The organism is Streptomyces sp. NPDC055287 (assembly GCF_053646035.1).
Map to the genome: position 1 here is coordinate 368,008 of NZ_JBSHNE010000003.1, position 16,231 is coordinate 384,238.

20 protein-coding genes and 1 pseudogene are annotated in these 16,231 nt (G+C 70.1%); 15 read left to right on the top strand and 6 right to left on the bottom strand.

Going from position 1 to position 16,231, the window contains the following annotated elements; all coding sequences use genetic code 11:
• The first annotated feature begins 48 nt into the window (after positions 1 to 48).
• Entirely contained in the window at positions 49 to 573 is a 525-nt protein-coding gene (locus ACWIHY_RS07765) for an anthrone oxygenase family protein (protein ID WP_454374723.1), read from the top strand.
• A gap of 11 nt (positions 574 to 584) precedes the next feature.
• Here the strand turns inward: ACWIHY_RS07765 and ACWIHY_RS07770 are convergent, their stop codons facing one another.
• The 5 genes from ACWIHY_RS07770 to ACWIHY_RS07790 all read right to left on the bottom strand — a co-directional run bounded on the left by ACWIHY_RS07770 (position 585) and on the right by ACWIHY_RS07790 (position 4,541).
• A complete protein-coding gene (locus ACWIHY_RS07770) occupies positions 585 to 794 on the bottom strand; it encodes a DUF6059 family protein (protein ID WP_454374724.1) in 210 nt (69 codons plus the stop codon).
• Between the two features lie 132 nt (positions 795 to 926).
• Positions 927 to 2,522, bottom strand: coding sequence for a multicopper oxidase family protein (locus ACWIHY_RS07775; RefSeq protein ID WP_454374725.1), 1,596 nt, complete (start codon positions 2,520 to 2,522; stop codon positions 927 to 929).
• Positions 2,519 to 2,974 carry a hypothetical protein gene (locus tag ACWIHY_RS07780; protein ID WP_454374726.1) on the bottom strand — a complete coding sequence of 152 codons (456 nt, stop codon included), beginning with the start codon at positions 2,972 to 2,974 and terminating at the stop codon, positions 2,519 to 2,521. The genes ACWIHY_RS07775 and ACWIHY_RS07780 overlap by 4 nt, the downstream gene beginning before the upstream one ends.
• Positions 2,975 to 3,171: 197 nt before the next feature.
• On the bottom strand, positions 3,172 to 4,017 hold the full coding sequence (locus ACWIHY_RS07785; RefSeq protein WP_454374727.1) for an AfsR/SARP family transcriptional regulator: 846 nt from the start codon (positions 4,015 to 4,017) through the stop codon (positions 3,172 to 3,174).
• On the bottom strand, positions 4,014 to 4,541 hold the full coding sequence (locus ACWIHY_RS07790) for a flavin reductase family protein (protein ID WP_454374728.1): 528 nt from the start codon (positions 4,539 to 4,541) through the stop codon (positions 4,014 to 4,016). Before ACWIHY_RS07790 ends, ACWIHY_RS07785 begins: the two co-directional genes overlap by 4 nt.
• Before the next feature lie 444 nt (positions 4,542 to 4,985).
• Here ACWIHY_RS07790 and ACWIHY_RS07795 point away from each other — a divergent pair, with 444 nt between their 5' ends.
• The 14 genes and pseudogenes from ACWIHY_RS07795 to ACWIHY_RS07860 all read left to right on the top strand — a co-directional run bounded on the left by ACWIHY_RS07795 (position 4,986) and on the right by ACWIHY_RS07860 (position 15,657).
• Positions 4,986 to 5,312 (top strand): TcmI family type II polyketide cyclase, encoded by a 327-nt coding sequence (locus ACWIHY_RS07795; protein WP_454374729.1) that lies wholly within the window; start codon positions 4,986 to 4,988, stop codon positions 5,310 to 5,312.
• Positions 5,313 to 5,417: 105 nt separating this feature from the next.
• Positions 5,418 to 5,807, top strand: a complete 390-nt coding sequence (locus ACWIHY_RS07800; RefSeq protein ID WP_454374785.1) for a cupin domain-containing protein — start codon at positions 5,418 to 5,420, stop codon at positions 5,805 to 5,807.
• Entirely contained in the window at positions 5,804 to 7,081 is a 1,278-nt protein-coding gene (locus ACWIHY_RS07805; protein WP_454374730.1) for a beta-ketoacyl-[acyl-carrier-protein] synthase family protein, read from the top strand. Before ACWIHY_RS07800 ends, ACWIHY_RS07805 begins: the two co-directional genes overlap by 4 nt.
• On the top strand, positions 7,074 to 8,321 hold the full coding sequence (locus tag ACWIHY_RS07810) for a ketosynthase chain-length factor (protein ID WP_454374731.1): 1,248 nt from the start codon (positions 7,074 to 7,076) through the stop codon (positions 8,319 to 8,321). Before ACWIHY_RS07805 ends, ACWIHY_RS07810 begins: the two co-directional genes overlap by 8 nt.
• A 50-nt stretch (positions 8,322 to 8,371) precedes the next feature.
• A pseudogene (locus ACWIHY_RS07815) lies at positions 8,372 to 8,548 on the top strand (acyl carrier protein); the annotation flags it as partial.
• Between the two features lie 57 nt (positions 8,549 to 8,605).
• Complete coding sequence (locus ACWIHY_RS07820; RefSeq protein ID WP_454374786.1) at positions 8,606 to 9,091, top strand: SRPBCC family protein; 486 nt, start codon at positions 8,606 to 8,608, stop codon at positions 9,089 to 9,091.
• On the top strand, positions 9,088 to 9,834 hold the full coding sequence (locus tag ACWIHY_RS07825) for an SDR family oxidoreductase (RefSeq protein WP_454374732.1): 747 nt from the start codon (positions 9,088 to 9,090) through the stop codon (positions 9,832 to 9,834). Before ACWIHY_RS07820 ends, ACWIHY_RS07825 begins: the two co-directional genes overlap by 4 nt.
• A 2-nt stretch (positions 9,835 to 9,836) precedes the next feature.
• Positions 9,837 to 10,172 (top strand): putative quinol monooxygenase, encoded by a 336-nt coding sequence (locus tag ACWIHY_RS07830; RefSeq protein WP_454374733.1) that lies wholly within the window; start codon positions 9,837 to 9,839, stop codon positions 10,170 to 10,172.
• On the top strand, positions 10,169 to 10,489 hold the full coding sequence (locus ACWIHY_RS07835; RefSeq protein ID WP_454374734.1) for an antibiotic biosynthesis monooxygenase family protein: 321 nt from the start codon (positions 10,169 to 10,171) through the stop codon (positions 10,487 to 10,489). The genes ACWIHY_RS07830 and ACWIHY_RS07835 overlap by 4 nt, the downstream gene beginning before the upstream one ends.
• Positions 10,490 to 10,501: 12 nt before the next feature.
• Positions 10,502 to 11,740 carry an FAD-dependent monooxygenase gene (locus tag ACWIHY_RS07840; protein ID WP_454374735.1) on the top strand — a complete coding sequence of 413 codons (1,239 nt, stop codon included), beginning with the start codon at positions 10,502 to 10,504 and terminating at the stop codon, positions 11,738 to 11,740.
• Positions 11,741 to 11,749: 9 nt separating this feature from the next.
• Positions 11,750 to 12,214, top strand: a complete 465-nt coding sequence (locus ACWIHY_RS07845) for an anthrone oxygenase family protein (protein ID WP_454374736.1) — start codon at positions 11,750 to 11,752, stop codon at positions 12,212 to 12,214.
• 51 nt (positions 12,215 to 12,265) lie between these two features.
• Positions 12,266 to 13,099 (top strand): SDR family NAD(P)-dependent oxidoreductase, encoded by an 834-nt coding sequence (locus ACWIHY_RS07850; RefSeq protein WP_454374737.1) that lies wholly within the window; start codon positions 12,266 to 12,268, stop codon positions 13,097 to 13,099.
• A gap of 152 nt (positions 13,100 to 13,251) precedes the next feature.
• Positions 13,252 to 13,797 carry a cupin domain-containing protein gene (locus ACWIHY_RS07855; protein ID WP_454374738.1) on the top strand — a complete coding sequence of 182 codons (546 nt, stop codon included), beginning with the start codon at positions 13,252 to 13,254 and terminating at the stop codon, positions 13,795 to 13,797.
• Between the two features lie 171 nt (positions 13,798 to 13,968).
• Positions 13,969 to 15,657, top strand: coding sequence for an NAD(P)/FAD-dependent oxidoreductase (locus ACWIHY_RS07860; RefSeq protein ID WP_454374739.1), 1,689 nt, complete (start codon positions 13,969 to 13,971; stop codon positions 15,655 to 15,657).
• A gap of 114 nt (positions 15,658 to 15,771) precedes the next feature.
• Here the strand turns inward: ACWIHY_RS07860 and ACWIHY_RS07865 are convergent, their stop codons facing one another.
• Positions 15,772 to 16,221 (bottom strand): nitroreductase family deazaflavin-dependent oxidoreductase, encoded by a 450-nt coding sequence (locus ACWIHY_RS07865; RefSeq protein ID WP_454374740.1) that lies wholly within the window; start codon positions 16,219 to 16,221, stop codon positions 15,772 to 15,774.
• Positions 16,222 to 16,231: the final 10 nt, after the last annotated feature.

The following is a 16,231-nucleotide window of genomic DNA, read 5'->3' on the forward strand; positions in this document are numbered from 1 at the left end:
CGGCAGCAGCAGAATGGACCGTGGACCGGCTCAACGCAGGGAGTAGTTATGCTCGTTCGGGCAATCAAGGGGGTGGCTCTGACCGCCACCGGACTTCTCACCGGAGCCTTCGGCTACGGGGCTGTCAATCTCGCACCGACGTTCTGGGAGGTGCCGCTGCAGATGCGCCTTTCCTTCCACGCCGAACTGATGAAGATGAACTCCCCGGTCATGCAGACCGCGATGGTCGCCGCGGCGCTCAGTTCGCTCGCGCTGGCTCTCCGGACGCGGGGCCGTGAGCGGCTGCTCGCCGTCGGTGCGACCGTACTGACTGTGGGATCCTTCCTGATCACCCGCTTCGGCAACGTGCCCATCAACGCGCGGATCAAGGAGTGGGCGGTCACCTCGGCGCCGGCCGATCACGTGGAGATTCTGCAGCGTTGGGACATGTTCAACCGGATGCGCACCTCCACCGCGCTGATCGCTTTCATCCTGCTCGTCATCACGGCCGTGGCGACGTTCAAGGACCGGTCGGAGCCGGGTTCGGAGGCCCCCGAGCCGGACGAGGCGCGTCATCAGGACACAAAGGTGTGAGACTGCGGTTTTCAGCCATTTCGTTTCCCGCCTCTTCTGCCTTCCAGTTGATGGTCGAGCGCGCGTTCCATTGCGGTCAGAGGCTGCTCCGCGCACAGGCGCTCGGGATGCCCCGGACCGGGCTCGTCGATTCGCTGGTCCGGGACGTGCACGTATATCTGTCCGTAGGCGATGAGTGCATCCAAGAACACGCGCAGCAGGCGTGTGATGTGGAAACGCATGGAGGCAATCGTTGCCCGTCACGCAAAAGTACTGATAAAGCCTGTGTGTCGTGGTGCCTGGGGCACCACGAGGACGTCGGGCCCCGCACCCTTCGGCCAGGGGTGCGGGGCCCGACGTCGTCGACCGTGCGGTCACTCCGTGATGAAGTCGGCCATCATCGCCATGTCCTCGTGCTCCAGGTTGTGGCAGTGGAGCATGTAGGTGCCGTCGTAGTCGGTGAAGCGGACCGCCACCTCGACGGACTGTGTCGGCGGCAGGTCCACGGTGTCTTTCCAGCCCGCGTCGTAGGGACCCGGGTCACCACCGTTGCGGGCGACCACCTGAAAGTGGTTCAGGTGGACATGCACCGGATGATGGAGACTCGTGGTGAACCGCCAGATCTCCAGCCGGCCGAGCTTCGGTCGGGCCAGAGCCCGGCCGGGGCTGAAGATCTCGTCGTTGATGGTCCAGCCGGCCTTGCCCTGGCGGAAGCGGAAGTCCCGGGTCACGACGGCTTTGCCGGGATCCAGTCTCTCGATCCGTGACAGACGGTCCGGCACACTGGCGTCGTCCCGGGACGGGCCGTCGGCGATCTCGAAAGCCATCACGTCATGGGCGCCGCCCTCGGACAGGGTGTTCACCAGCCGCACCCTGGTGCCCGCTCGCCAGCGGGAGAAGTCGACGACCACGTCGAAGCGTTCACCCGGTCCCACGTGCACGGCGTCGTGCCGGACGGGCCGGTCGAGCAGTCCGCCGTCGCTGCCCACCTGGACGAAGGCATCGCCCCCGGCCGGCTGGGGATCGAACTGCAGCTTGTACGGACGGGCGTTGGAGGCGTTCAGCAGACGGAGGCGGTGGCGGGCGCGCGGTGTGCGGTGCACCGGCCAGGGCGCTCCGTTGACCAGCACCACGTCGCCGAGGACTCCGTCCATGTACGCGTCCGTGACACCGGGGCGGGACAGCTTCGGGTCAAGAAGCGGGTAGCGGAAGGAACCGTCCTCCTCGAACGCCCGGTCCGTGATCATGAGCGGGATGTCCCTCTCCCCCTTGGGGAGCGGAAGGCGCTCCTCCTCGTCGTCGTGGACGAGATGGAACCCCGCGAGGCCCCGCCACACGCCCAGGCCGGTCCAGCTCATGCGGTGGTCGTGGTACCAGAGGGTGGCTGCTCGCTGATCCATCGGATAGGTGTGGGTGCGTTCGCCCTCGGCCATGCCGCTGACGCCGGAGCGGGCGCCGTGGCCGGAGTGGCCGGGCATGCCCTCCATCATCGCCGCCATGGCACGGTCGGCGGTGACGCTTCCGTCGGCGGGCAGGATCACGTCCGTCGGATAACCGTCGCTGTCGGCGGGTGTGTGTCCGCCGTGCAGGTGGGCCACGGTGGGCTGCGACAGAGTGTTGCGGTGCTTCACCTGGGTGCGCCGGCCCGTGCGCGACACGACAGTGGGGCCTGGGAAGGTTCCTCCGTACGTCCAGGCCCTGGTGCGCAGTCCGGGCAGGATCTCCAGATCGGCCACCCGCTGGGTGATCTCGTAGACGTCAGTGGCTCCGCCGCTGCTCGCCGGAGTGAGCACCTTGGGCACCGGCAGCGGCACTTCGTACGGCTTCGGAAGCTTCGCCCGGGACGTCAGCAGCTTGCCCGGGCTCTCCCCGCCGGCCTTGCGCAGGGCGCTGCCGAGCAGCGGTACGGTGACGCCGGCCAGCCCGGCGACACCCGCTGCGGCGCCGCCGATGAACTGTCGTCGCCTCATGAGACGGGCTCCGCGGGCCGGCCGTGGTCCGCGGTGTCCGGCGTTGCGGTTCGCCTCGGGGGCACGGTCGCGGTCCAGGCCCTCATCAGCAGCACCGTGACGGCCGCGAAGATGATCACGCCGAGGGTGACGTGCACGGCCACTACGCGCTCCATGCCGAGCATCATCTGGGCCACCAGGGCAACCAGCATGACGGCGGCCACTGCCACCGCCCTGACCGGGCCGCCCGCGCGCCGCAACCAGATCGCGGTGATCAGAGTCAGCAGCGCCAGGACGATCAGCACCCGGGCATTGACGTCGTGCATGTCGATCGACTCGTAGTCGCCGCCTATGTAGCCGGCCCCGAGACCAACCTGCACCAAGGTCATCAGGAACAGCAACGTGGCCGAAGCGCGGTAGAACACAAGGGCTCTGGGCGCGCCCGGCCGGGGTTGCCGAGACAGATTACTCATTCCTCCGCCTTCTGGGCGCGACCGCACGGCCTGGGCCGTGCGTGGCCGGCGTCCGCGGGTGTCGCGGACACCGGCCGTTCCGCCCTCGCTGTTTCCGTGTCCCACGCGCCCGGACGCGCGCCGCACGCCGGGAAGGTGCGGCCTCGGAGAGTCTCGCGGTGTGCGGAGTGCGCTGTCATCTCCCTGATTGCTCTCGGTCAGGCGGAGACCCGCGCGCCGAGGTGGAGTACCGCGTCGTCGGCCAGCACGGTCTGATGGGCCATGCGCAGTTCCAGGCCCGGTTCGATGCCGAGCTCCTCGATGAGCTGGCCGCGGGTACCACGATAGGAGGCCAGGGCGTCACCACTGCGGCCGCTGCGGTGCAACGCCACCATCAGCCGGGCACAGAACCCTTCGTTGAGCGGGTCTTCGGCGACGAGTCTGCGCAGCTCGCCGACGAGTTCGAGGTGCCGGCCGAGCTTCAGGTCCAGGTCGACGCGCCGTTTGAGCGCGGTCATCCAGGCCTCGTCGTACTGAAGGGCGGTGCCCGACAGAGCCGAGCTCTCCCGCAAGTCCTCCAGTGTGGGTCCGCGGCGCAGCGCCAGAGCCTCCTGGTACTGCTTGGAGGCCATCTCGTGGCGACCGGCCTCGGCGGAGTCCGCGGCCAGCGCGCACAGCCGGTCGAAGCACACGGTGTCGAGGATGCCGTCGTTGACCTGGAGCTGGTAGCCCGGGGCGCGGGTGCGCAGAGTGCACCACCGGCCGTCGAGGTCATGCCGGATCAGGAACTTCCGCAGCTGCGACACATACACCCGCAGCGCGGCGAGCGCGGTGGCCGGCGGCCGGTCGCCCCACAGCTCCCTGATCAGTGCCTCGTTGGACACGGTCGCGTTCGGCCGGATCAGCAGGGTGGCCAGCAGCTGCCGCAGCTTCCGCTGAGGCAGGGGCACCTCGACCGAGTCGACGACGATCTCCAGCGGCCCCAGCAGGCGCAGGGCGACCTTGCGCGGGGCGAGGTCGTGCGCGCCGCAGGCCGGGATCCGCGCCTCCGTCAACGCGGTCATGCGAGGACCTCCAGGCTCGGGTGGGTACTGCGGAAGAAGGCGAGCGGCTGCTCCTCGCGGAGCAGGCCGAGGTCGACGACCCTTCCCACGACGATCTGGTGGTCTCCCCCCGGGAACATGGCATGCAACCGGCAGTCCAGGTACGCGAGCGCGTCGGCCAGGACCGGGGAGCCGGTCTCCGCGGCCTCGAGCGGGAGGCCGTCGAATCCCGCGGTGTCGCGGCGGGCGAACGCACGGCACAGAGCGGCCTGGTCCGCCGCCAGAATGTTGACGGCGAAGGCGTCCGATTCGCGAATCGCGGCCAAGCCCCGTGATGCGCCATGGATGCAGAAAAGCACCAGCGGCGGGTCGAGCGACACGGAGGTGAACGAATTCACCGTGAGCCCCACCGGGTTTTTCTCGCTGTCCTGGCAGGTGATCACTGCGACACCGGTGACGAACCGGCCGCACACCTCCCGGATCGCTCCCGCGTCCACGGTCGCGGCGCGCTTCTCCTCGGTTTCCGAAACGGTCAGGCTGTCCACTAGAACCCCCTAGGAATGACCGCGCCCGCCCGTCGTCGCAAAACACGTGCCCAAGCCGGAACCAGGGCGGCGCGGGTGGGGCGAGCCTAACGAGGCGGTGTCGGCGGCGCCTACGGCCCAAGGGACGAGGCGGGGCGTACTTTCGGTCGGAGCCCGCACCCGAACGCAGGCCGACCCGCCAGAGAATCCCCTGCTCAACTGGGCTGGGAGCGACGGCGGCGAACGGGTTCCGGCGACGCGGACTGGGCAATCCAGGAGAGCCGCACAGGCCTGGCCAGCCACTGCTGCCCCGCTGTGGAAGCGGACGGCCCCGGCCGAGCCGGCGTCGGCCCGCTGCCCGCTCCCTGGCGGTTTTCCATGCCCTCATCCCCGCTTTACGCCACCAGGTGAGTCTGATTCCGCCGCGTACAGAGCGGCACCCGACCTGGAACGGAAGGAAAGTGAATGCGCAGCACGCTCATCGTGGCCCGTATGAAACCGAACGCCGCGGCTGATGTGAAGCGTATCTTCGCGGAATCCGACGCCGGAGAACTGCCCGGTCTGATCGGGGTGAGGGAACGCAGACTGTTCCGCTTCCACGATCTCTACATGCACTACATCGCGTCCGACGACGAAGTGCGCGATTCGATCGACGAAATGCGCGGCCACTCGCTTTTCACGGGTGTCAGTGAGCAGTTGAGCGCACACATCACCGCCTACGACCCGCAGACATGGCGCGGCCCGAAGGACGCCATGGCCCACGAGTTCTACACCTGGCACGCGGACAGCTGAGCTCCGACGACGGAGCGCACCTTCCGGCGACGACGGGGTCTCCGGACGGGGGGCCGCACCACACGTGCGGGACAACGAGAGGAGGCTGGCGTGGCCAGCAACCGAATGACGAAGATCGCGGCGAAGGACATCGAGCCCAACCGGCGGCGGGGCGGGGACCTGCGGACGCTGCTGAGCCCGGCCACGGCGGACACGACGTCCGGATTCATGGGGGTACTCACCCTGGAGCCCGGTGAGGTGGTCACCGAGCACTACCACCCGTACTCGGAGGAGTTCCTGTACCTCGTCAGGGGTGAGATCACGGCGCTCGTCGACGGGAAGCCGGTCCCGCTCGCGGCCGGCGAGGCGCTCCACCTGCAGATCAACGTCCGCCACCGGCTGGAGAACCACGGCGCCGAGCCCGCCTTCATGGTCTTCCAGCTCGGCCCCCTGGCACCGCGCCCCGAGCTCGGGCACGTGGACACCGAACCGCTCCCGGAACAGGAGTCCGTATGAGTGCCCGAAGGGCCGTGGTCACGGGCATCGGGGTGGTGGCGCCGGGTGGCATCGGCGCCAAGGCGTTCTGGAAGCTGCTGACCGAGGGCCGTACGGCCACCCGCGCCATCTCCCACTTCGACGCTTCGGCCTACCGGTCCAGGATCGCCGCGGAGTGCGACTTCGACCCGGCCGCAGCCGGGCTGAGCCCGGACGAGATCGAACGCATGGACCGCTGCGCGCAGTTCGCCGTGGTCGCCGCGCGCGAGGCGCTCGCGGACAGCGGCGTCGAGCCCGAGGACGTGCCGCCCCACCGGATCGGGGTCTCCGTCGGCAGCGCCGTCGGCTCCACGGTCACCCTGGAGCAGCAATACGTGCGCGTGAGCGGCGGCGGCAGCCGTTGGGTGGTCGACGCCGAGGACCCGTACCCGCATCTGTACAGGGCACTCGTGCCCAGCGCCCTGGCCGGGGAGGTCGCCTGGGCGGCCGGCGCCCAGGGGCCGGTACGGGTGGTGTCGACGGGCTGCACGTCAGGTCTGGACTCCGTTGCCCAGGGTGCCCAGTTCATCGAGGACGGGGCCGCCGACGTGGTGCTGGCAGGCGCGACCGACGCGCCGATCTCACCGATCACCGTGGCCTGCTTCGACGCCATCAAGGCCACCTCGCCCAACAACGACGACCCGGCGCACGCCTCCCGTCCCTTCGACCGTGACCGAGACGGTTTCGTGCTCGGCGAGGGCGCGGCGGTGCTGATCCTGGAGGAGGAGGGGGCGGCCCGCCGGCGCGGCGCCCATGTCTACTGCGAGGTGGCGGGATACGCACAGCGCAGCAACGCCTTCCACATGACGGGTCTGCGCCCCGACGGCGAGGAGCTGGCCGAGGCGGTCCGGGTGGCCCTGGACCGCGCACGGCTGGCCCCGGAGACCGTCGACTACGTCAATGCCCACGGCTCGGGCACCCGGCAGAACGACCGGCACGAGACAGCCGCGTTCAAGAAGTCGCTCGGCGAGCACGCCTACCGCGTTCCGGTGAGCTCCATCAAGTCGATGGTGGGGCACTCCCTCGGCGCGATCGGTGCGCTGGAACTCGCCGCCTGTGCTCTGGCCATCGAGATGAACACCGTGCCGCCGACCGCCAACCTGCACAGCCCCGACCCGGAACTGGGGCTGGACTACGTTCCGCTGACCGCCCGGGAGCACAGGACGGACACCGTACTGAGCGTCGGCAGTGGCTTCGGCGGCTTCCAGACCGCGATGGTGCTCACCGCACCCGGACCGGAGAGGCGCGATGTCTGACACAGCGACGGCCGCACGCCGGGCGGTGGTCACCGGAATCTCGGCGATAGCACCGGGCGGCAGGGGTACTGAGGCGTTCTGGCGCAATGTGCTCGAAGGCCGCAGCGGTCTCGGTCCCGTGACGCACTTCGACGCGGAACGCTTCCCCGTGCGCGTGGTCGGCGAAGTCTTCGAGGACGGCGTACTGCCGGGCGTCGATCCCCGGCTTGCCGTGCAGACCGACCGGTGGAGCCAGTTCGCGCTGCTGGCGGGCGAAGAGGCACTGGCGGACGCGGGGGTGCGGCCCGAAGCGTTCTCGCCGTTCGACCTCGGGGTCATCACGGCGTCCTCCTCCGGGGGCAACGCGTTCGGACAGCGCGAGATCGGGGCCCTGTGGTCGCAGGGGCCGCGCCACGTCGGCCCGTACCAGTCCATCGCATGGTTCTACGCCGCCACCACAGGACAGCTTTCCATCCGGCACGGCATGAAGGGCCCTTGCGGAGTGGCGGTCGGCGAGCAGGCCGGCGGGCTGGACGCCATCGCGCAGGCCCGTCGGGCCGTACTGCACGCGGACGCCAGGCTCGTCCTCACCGGTGGCACCGAGGCACCGCTGAGTCCGTACGCGCTGACCTGCCAGATGACGTCGGGGCGGCTGAGCGGCAGCGCCGACCCGGAGCGTGCCTACGTTCCCTTCGACGCGGACGCCTGTGGTCATGTGCCCGGTGAGGGCGGCGCGCTCCTGGTCCTCGAAGACGAGGACAGTGCCCGCGAGCGCGGCGCCGACCGGCCGTACGGCGAGATCGCCGGCCACGCGGCCACGTTCGACCCGGCGCCGTCGGGCGCGGCCCGCCAGGGCCACGGGGCGCTGCGCCGTGCGGTCGAACTCGCCCTCGGGGAAGCCCGGGTGCGGCCCGACGAGATCGATGTGGTGTTCGCCGACGCGGCGGCCACTCCCGACCTCGACCGGGCCGAGGCGCGCTGTCTCGTCGAGGTGTTCGGTCCTGCCGGGGTGCCCGTCACGGCTCCCAAGGCGCGCTACGGACGGCTCTACGCGGGTGGAGCCCCGCTCGACGTCGTCACCGCCCTGCTGGCTCTGCGCGAGCAGGTGATCCCGCCCACCGGTCCGGGCGTCGTACCGGACGCCGCCCACCGGCTCGATCTCGTGTCCGAGCCCCGGGAGGTCCCGTTGCGCACCGCCCTGGTGCTCGCCCGGGGTTACGGCGGATTCAACTCCGCCCTGGTCGTCCGGGCGCTGCCCTGATGGCCCCCATGTCCGATGTTGACCACGCGACTGCGAAAGGACCGGCTTCCATGACCGTTCCACCCCTCACGTACGAGGAGTTCCTGACCATCGTCCAGCGCTGCACCGGGGTTCCCGCCGAGGTGCTTCAGGTGGACGACCCGACAGTGACGATCGAGGACATGGGAGTGGACTCCCTGGGCCTGCTCAATGTGCTCACCGAGGTGGAGAACCGGTACGACATCCGGCTGGAAGCCGACGGTGTCACCTGTTTTCCCGAGATCCACTCCCTGATCAACGAGCAGCTGCGGCCGGCCGCGGCCCGCACCGAGAACAGCATCGTCATCGACGCGCCGTTCGACCTCGTGTGGGACGTGACCAATGATGTGGCGAACTGGCCGGACCTCTTCAGCGAGTACGCCTCCGCGACGATCCTGCACCGCCAGGGCGACACGGTGCGGTTCCGCCTCTCCCTCCACCCCGAGCCGGACGGCAAGGTGTGGAGCTGGGTCTCCGAGCGCGTCATGGACCGGGTGAACAAGTCGGTCCGGGCCCATCGCGTCGAGACCGGCCCCTTCGCCTTCATGAACATCGACTGGTCCTACCGGGAGACCCCCGCGGGTGTGGAGATGCGGTGGGTGCAGGAGTTCCACATGAAGCGGGACGCCCCGGTGGACGACCCGGCCATGGTCGAGCGCATCAACAAGAACTCGAAGATCCAGATGGCTCTCATCAAGGAGCGGGTCGAGGCGGCAGCACGCGGGCGCGCCGGAGCGGCGGTGGCGCGATGACGGGCCCGGACTTCGCGCTCAAGGGCAAGCACGTCCTGGTCACCGGTGGCGCCCGGGGCATCGGCAGGGCCACGGTGCTGGCCCTGGCGGCGCAGGGTGCCTCGGTGACGGCCTGTTACGTCAATGAGAGCGAGCAGGTCGCTTCCCTGCGGCGCGAGCTGGACGAGCAGGGGGCGCAGGGCACGCTCGTACGCTGCGACATCACGGACCACGAGCAGGCCGAGCGGCTGTCCGCCGAGGCGCACCGGACGTACGGCGCGATCGACGCCGTGGTCAACAACGCCGGTGTCATCAGCCACCTGCCGCTGGAGAAACTGGCCCCCGACGAGTGGCACCGCATCCTCGACACCAATCTCACGGGCATGTACCACGTGATACGCGCGGCGCTGCCGTACGTCGCCGACGTCGCCTCGATCGTCAACATCAGCTCGGCCGTGGCCCACCACGGCATGCCCGCCGCCGCCCACTACGTGGCGTCCAAAGCAGGTGTCATAGGCCTGACGAAGGCGCTGGCCAAGGAACTGGGACCGCGCGGTATCCGTGTCAACTGCGTAGCCTCCGGTCTGGTGGAGACCGACCAGATGAAGGCCGTCACGGCCGAGGGGCGGGCCCGTTACGAGCAGATGATCGCGCTGGGCCGGCTGGGCCGGCCCGAGGAGATCGCCGACGTGGTGCTGTTCCTCGTCTCGCACGCCGCCCGGTACATCACGGGAGCCACGCTCGACGCCGACGGCGGCATCTGAGAGTGGAAGCGACCGTGGTACGCACCGTACTGGAGATGACGGTCCGCGACGGCTGCGTGGACGACTTCCGCGCGGCCTGGCTCGAGACGGCGAGGGCCGCCGCCCGGCTGCCGGGCAGCGTCGCCCAGACGCTGCTGCGCGATCCGTCCCGCCCCAACACACATCTGATCATGGCGGACTGGGCCGACCACACCGCCCTGGACGCCTTCCAGAAGAGCGCCGTTCGTCAAGAGCTCAGCGCCCGTCTGGAGAAGTTCCGCGAATCCGCTCACAAACGCGTGCTCGAAACCGTCGAGCACGTGTCCTCTCCCGCACCGTTGGAAGGTGATCCGTCGTGACCGTACGCGTCATGGTGTCCGCCCGTATCGAAGAGAAGGACCAGGAGGCGTTCGAGGAGGCCTACCGGTCGGTCACCGCGGTCGTGCGCGGCACGCCCGGACATCTGCGGGACGAGCTGCTGCGCGACGCCGAGGAGCCCGGCCGCTACATCCTGCTCGCCGAGTGGGAGAGCGAAGAGGCTTTCCGCGCCTGGGAGGACGCCCCCTCGCACCGGGAGATGGCCGCGCCCATGTTCCCGTACTGGAGCGGGGGCGGCATCGAGCGGCGGATCTACGATCTGCGTACCCGGCTCGACAGCGTGCCGTCCCGCACCTGAGCGGCGGCGACCATGGCGACCATCAGCAAGGCCCTGGTGATCGGGGCCGGTATCGGCGGGCTGACCACGGCGGCGGGTCTTCTGCGGCAGGGCATCGAGGCGGAGGTGTTCGAGGCGCGCCCCTCTCCGGGGCGTCTGCTGACCGGAGGCGGCTTCATGCTCTGGCACAACGCCTTCCTCTCGCTGCGCAGGATCGGGCTCGACCAGGCCGTCGCCGCCGACTCGGTGCGCATGCGGTTCCACGAGTTCCGGTCCGACACCGGCAGACGGCTGGCCCGCTGGCAGCTGGACGGACCCACGGAGGAGTGCGGCGCGCCGGCTTGCGCCCTGCGCCGCTCCTCTCTGCACAAAGTCCTCACCGAGGCGGTCGGCGACCACCGGATCCGGCTCGGCTCCCGGCTCACGGGGTACACCCAGGACTCGGACGGTGTCACCGCCCGCTTCGCGGACGGATCGACGGCCCGCGGCGACGTGCTGGTCGGAGCGGACGGGCTGCGCTCCACGGTCCGGGCGACGATGCGGCGGGGCTTCGAGCCCCCGCCGAGGTACGCCGGTTACACGGCCTGGCAGGCCATCACCCGGCTGCCGGGCGAGTCACTGGTGCCCACCGGCACCTTCTTCAATCTGTGGGGCAAGGGCGGTCTGCGCTTCCTGTACTGCAGGCTGAACGAGAACGAGGTGTACTGGGACGCGATCACCAGTGACCGCGCGGCCGCCGGCATCGACACCGTGCGCCACACCCGCCGTGCGGCGCTGGCCGCCGCGTACCGCCACTGGCCGGACCCCATCGGCCGGATCATCGCCTCGACCGAGGACGAGGCGATTCTGCCGGTGGCCATCCACGACCGCCCGCCGGACGGCGGCTGGAGCCGGGGCCGGGTCGTGCTCGTCGGCGACGCGGCCCATCCGATGACACTCAACCTCAGCCAGGGCGCCGGTCAGGCCATCGAGAGCGGCGTGGTGCTCGCCGACATGCTCGGGCGCAGCGAACCGGAGGCGGTCCCGGAGACCCTCCGCCGGTTCGAGTCCGCGCGGCGAGCCCGGTCCGCGGACATGGTGACCACCTCGTGGCAGATCGGCAGGCTGGGGCTCGTTCACAGCGCCCCGCTCTCACGGCTGCGCGACCTGATGATGTACGCGTTCTTCGACAGCGTCGCCAGGGGCCAGAGTTACGGGCTGATGCTGGACGGGCGTCTGGAGCGCACACCGGTTCCGGCCGCCACCGGGCCTGCCGGCCTCGGGCCGGGGTGAGGGGCCGTCATGCTGGTCGCTTCCCTGGCCGCCGTGCTCGTGCTGTGCACGGGTGTCCTCGCCGGGGCGCTGATAGCGGTCGAGCAGGCCGTGGTGCCCATGCTGCTGAGCCTGCCCCGGCAGGCCTGGTCCGATGTGCACCGGCGGCTCGACCCCGGGTTCGACCCGCTCATGCCGACCGTCAACAAGGTGGCCCTGGCCATGGGGCTGGGGCTGTCGTTCCTCGCCCCCGGAGCCGACGCGAAGGCCGCCTTCGCGTCGGCACTGGGCGGGGTGGCCGGCGTAGCCCTGGTGTCGGAACTGCGCAATGTGCGGATGAACAGGCGCATCGACGCCTGGGCCGAGGCCGGCGAGTTCCCGGACGACTGGGGCACGCTGCGCGATGCCTGGGCGCGCGCCAACCGGCTGCGTACGGCCTTCGCCGCGCTCGCCTTCGGCGCCGCGCTGTGCGGCTGCTGGCTGGCCTGGGCGTGAACGCCCCCTCCCCCCGACCGTCATCCATCTCTCAGCCGAGGAGTCGATCCGGTGAACACCGCAGACGCGGAACAGCGCACCAACCCGCCCGCTCCCTCAGCCCCCGGGCATCCGGCGGGGCCGTACGAGTTCACGGGCAAGGTGGCCCTGGTCACCGGGGCCGGCCGCGGCATCGGCGCGGCCACCGCGCGGCTGCTGGCCGCCCGCGGCGCCCAGGTGGCGGTCAACTACCACAAGAGCGCGGACCGGGCACAGGAGGTCGTGGAGTCGATCGCGCGGCAGGGCGGCCGCGCGGTCGCGCTGCAGGGTGACGTCACCGATCCGGACCAGGTCGGCGACCTGGTCGCCGGCGTCACCGCGGAGCTGGGGCCGGTGGACGTACTGGTGCTCAACGCGTCCGGTCTGGGTGCCCACGAGGCTGCCATCGCCCCGGCGACGGAACTGGCCTGGGAGGACCTGGAACGTGTGGTCACCCAGCAGCTCAAGGCATTGTTCCTGACCACCCGGGAAGTACTTCCGGCCATGATCACCCGCGGGCACGGGTCGGTGGTGGCGGTCGGAGCGGCACTCGCCCGCCGGCCGGCGCCGCGCTTCCTGTCACTGGCCGTCGCCAAAGCGGGCGTGGAGGCCGCGGTACGCACGCTGGCGCTGGAGGCGGGGCCGCACGGCGTACGCGTCAACGCCGTGGAGCCGAACCTCATCCTCACCGAACTCGCCCACCACATCCCCGAGCAGCAGCGACGGGCGGCCGCCGAGCGTGCTGCCCTGCGGCGCAACGGGACGCCCGAGGACGTCGCCGAGGTCATCGCGTTCGTCGCCTCGCAGCGGGCCGCGTATCTCACGGGCAGCTGCCTGCTCGCGGACGGCGGCACCGCGTTCGCTTGATTCCGTCGCACGGCGGAGGGCTCCCGACGTACGGCCGGCATCACCGGCCAGTGGGTTTTCCGCTCCTTTATCGCCCCCTTTTCAGCCGCTGCTCTTCTGGGCAGCGGCCTCCGTCCTCCGAAGGACGACCCGACCGAAAGGACAGTGGAACCGTGTCGAAGCTCGAACGAAAAGTGGTCAACCGGGACGATGTCGAGCCGGTGTGCTGGTTCGGCGAAGAGGGCCGCTTCCTGCTGCGCAAGGAGGACACGGGCGGCCTGTACAGCTTCTACCAGATCACCACCCGTCCCGGCAGCGGTCCGCCGATGCACGTGCACGAGACGGTCGACGAGGCGTTCTTCGTCAACCAGGGGCGCTACGAGTTCGAGGTCGGCGGCGTATCGGAAATCGTCACCGCCGGTACCGTCGTGTTCGGTCCGCGCGGCGTACCGCACCGTTTCCTCAACGTCGGTGACGAGCCGGGGCAGTTGCTGGTCATCGCCACTCCCGGAGGCGTCGAGAACTTCTTCATCGGGCTTTCCCGGCTGGTCGCGAACGGACGGCCCGACTGGAGCAAGATGCAGGAGCTCGCCAACGCGCACCAGATGCGCGGTTTCCAGCCGCCGCCCGGCGCCCATGGTGATGTGCCGGGACCGCCCGCCGGTGTCCGCGGCAGCATGGGTGGTCCGCCCGCCGCCGCGCGCGGAGCCCGGGGCTGACCGAACCGCACTCCGGCGCCCGGCGCTCCCGCTCCTTCTCGACCGCCGGCGCGCCGCCGCTCGGCGTGAACCGGCGACAACCGGCCGGGGTACAGGGCAACTCCCGGTACCCCGGCCGTCCCCCGCAGTGCACGCCCCGACGTCGCACCAGTCACACCAGGGAGGACACCCATGCCCGGACACCGCCCGCGGCCGCTCTCCAGCTCACCCCGCCGTCATGACGTGATCATTCTGGGGTCCGGCATCGCCGGCTCGACCCTGGGCGCGATCCTGGCGAGGCAGGGCGTCTCGGTCCTGCTCGTCGACAGCGGAACGCACCCCCGCTTCGCCGTCGGTGAATCGACGACCCTCTACACACTGAAGGTGTTCCGGCTGCTCGCCCGCCGCTACGGCGTACCCGAACTGGAGCCGCTCACCTCGTACGAGGGCTGCCGGGACGAGATCGCCCCGACCAGTGGTACCAAGCGGCACTTCGGCTTCATCCGCCACGAGGAGGGCAAGGAACCGGATCCGGCGGAGTTCCTTCAGTTCAGTCCGCCGTCGAAGGTACTGCAGACCAGTCATCTGTTCCGCCAGGACACCGACGCGTACCTCTTCCACACGGCCATCGGCTACGGCTGCGAGGCCCGCCAGGCCTTCGCGGTCGAGGATGTGGAACTCGCCGAGGACCATGTCGCCGTGGTGGGAGCCGACGGCCGGCGCCTCGAGGGCCGCTACCTGGTGGACGCCAGCGGCTTCCGGTCCCCCCTCGCCCGGCAGCTGGACCTGCGCCGGCCTCCGGGGGCGCTCAAGCACCATTCGCGCTCGATGTTCACCCACATGATCGGGGTCAGACCCACGGACGAGTGCCTGCGGGTGGGACCCGAGGACGCGCCTCCGATCCCGTGGGTCGAGGGCACCATGCACCACCTCTTCGAGCGCGGCTGGTTCTGGTCGATTCCGTTCAACAACACGCCCGACTCCAAGAACCCCCTCGTCAGCGTCGGTCTCACGCTCGACGAACGCCTCTACCCGAAATCCGAGGACCTGTCCCCGGAGGAGGAGTTCCGGCAGTTCGCGGCCCGGTTCCCGGCGGTGGAAAGGCTGTTCACCGATGCCCGGACCGTACGGCCCTGGGTGTCGGCCGGCCGTATCCAGTACAGCTCCGACCGGACGGTGGGCCATCGCTGGTGCCTCATGTCGCATGCGGCGGGCTTCATCGACCCGTTGTACTCGCGCGGCCTCACCAACACCGGTGAGGTGGTCAACTCCCTGGCCTGGCGACTCCTGGACGCACTCGCCGAGGACGACTTCGACGAAGAGCGCTTCCGCTACGTCGACGAGCTTCAGCAGGGCCTCATCCGCTACAACGACGAACTGGTCAACTGCTCGTTCGTCTCCTTCTCCGACCATGCCCTGTGGAACGCCGTCTACCGCATCTGGTGCGCGGCCGAGGTCCCGATCAATCTCCGGTTCGACCGGTTCACCGAGCGCTACACGGAATCCGGCGACGAAGGGGTGCTCAGGGCAATGGAGGAGGCTGCCCATCCCGGCCTTCCGGTGCCCGGATCACATGGCTACAAAGCGCTGTTCGACGAGATGGTGCGGGTTTGCGAGGCGGTCGACCGCGGCGAACTGGCCACCGCGGACGCGGGCAAGCAGCTGATGACGACCGTGGCGAACGCCCCCGTGGTACTGGACCACCTGGGACTGCGCGATCCGGAGTGCCGGTTCGTGTACCCCAAGCCGGAGGATCTGCGCAGGATGGCGCACTGGTTGCGCCACGAGGGTCCGGACGAACTGCGGTACCTCACGGCCGGTGTCGATGTGCACGGGATGCCCCTGGCCGAGGCACCCGAGAGGACGCCCGTGCCGCACTGACGCGGCGTACGGACGCCACGACGGCGGGCGGCTCCCACGGATGAGTGGGAGCCGCCCGCCGTCACGTCTCCATGAGGTCCGCGATGTCCGGCCTCTTGTGGGCCGCGGAACGGCTCAGCCGGCGCGCGGAGTGGCGCGGAAGACCGGGCACCGCGGCGCCGCGGCCGCGAAGTGTTCCGGGGACGCGGAGTCCACCAGGCCGTTCCGCAGAAACGCGCCGACGCCCCGGGGGTTCTGTGCCGGGAACTCACGCAGCACGCGCCCCCGTTCCTCGACCGGAAGCTCCACCAGGTCCACCTGGAGTCGGCGCCGGCCCCGGGCGAGAATCCCGCGGCCGGCGGCGCGGGCGTTCTTGACCCAGTCGGAGTCCGGGTACGCCTGGAGGATGTAGCGGGCTCCGTCGACGACCACCGGAGCGACCGGGGTGGTCCGCGGCAGGCCGCTGCTGCGGCCCGGAACGGTCAGCAGGTGCATGGGGCCGAAGGGCAGCCCCACCCGGTGGAAGAAGACGACAACCTTGTTGCGCGCCCTGTGCCGGGAGGAGATGGAGCTCGGTGTGGTCATGACTTGTCCT

Bases quoted from the DNA above. Each gene is read 5' to 3' on its own strand.
- ACWIHY_RS07845 (WP_454374736.1), top strand. From the start codon at position 11,750: ATGCTGGTCGCTTCCCTGGCCGCCGTGCTCGTGCTGTGCACGGGTGTC.
- ACWIHY_RS07860 (WP_454374739.1), top strand. From the start codon at position 13,969: ATGCCCGGACACCGCCCGCGGCCGCTCTCCAGCTCACCCCGCCGTCAT.
- ACWIHY_RS07865 (WP_454374740.1), bottom strand. From the start codon at position 16,221: ATGACCACACCGAGCTCCATCTCCTCCCGGCACAGGGCGCGCAACAAG.
- ACWIHY_RS07770 (WP_454374724.1), bottom strand. From the start codon at position 794: ATGCGTTTCCACATCACACGCCTGCTGCGCGTGTTCTTGGATGCACTC.
- ACWIHY_RS07840 (WP_454374735.1), top strand. From the start codon at position 10,502: ATGGCGACCATCAGCAAGGCCCTGGTGATCGGGGCCGGTATCGGCGGG.
- ACWIHY_RS07810 (WP_454374731.1), top strand. From the start codon at position 7,074: ATGTCTGACACAGCGACGGCCGCACGCCGGGCGGTGGTCACCGGAATC.
- ACWIHY_RS07785 (WP_454374727.1), bottom strand. From the start codon at position 4,017: ATGACCGCGTTGACGGAGGCGCGGATCCCGGCCTGCGGCGCGCACGAC.
- ACWIHY_RS07765 (WP_454374723.1), top strand. From the start codon at position 49: ATGCTCGTTCGGGCAATCAAGGGGGTGGCTCTGACCGCCACCGGACTT.
- ACWIHY_RS07795 (WP_454374729.1), top strand. From the start codon at position 4,986: ATGCGCAGCACGCTCATCGTGGCCCGTATGAAACCGAACGCCGCGGCT.
- ACWIHY_RS07805 (WP_454374730.1), top strand. From the start codon at position 5,804: ATGAGTGCCCGAAGGGCCGTGGTCACGGGCATCGGGGTGGTGGCGCCG.
- ACWIHY_RS07825 (WP_454374732.1), top strand. From the start codon at position 9,088: ATGACGGGCCCGGACTTCGCGCTCAAGGGCAAGCACGTCCTGGTCACC.
- ACWIHY_RS07780 (WP_454374726.1), bottom strand. From the start codon at position 2,974: ATGAGTAATCTGTCTCGGCAACCCCGGCCGGGCGCGCCCAGAGCCCTT.
- ACWIHY_RS07775 (WP_454374725.1), bottom strand. From the start codon at position 2,522: ATGAGGCGACGACAGTTCATCGGCGGCGCCGCAGCGGGTGTCGCCGGG.
- ACWIHY_RS07800 (WP_454374785.1), top strand. From the start codon at position 5,418: ATGACGAAGATCGCGGCGAAGGACATCGAGCCCAACCGGCGGCGGGGC.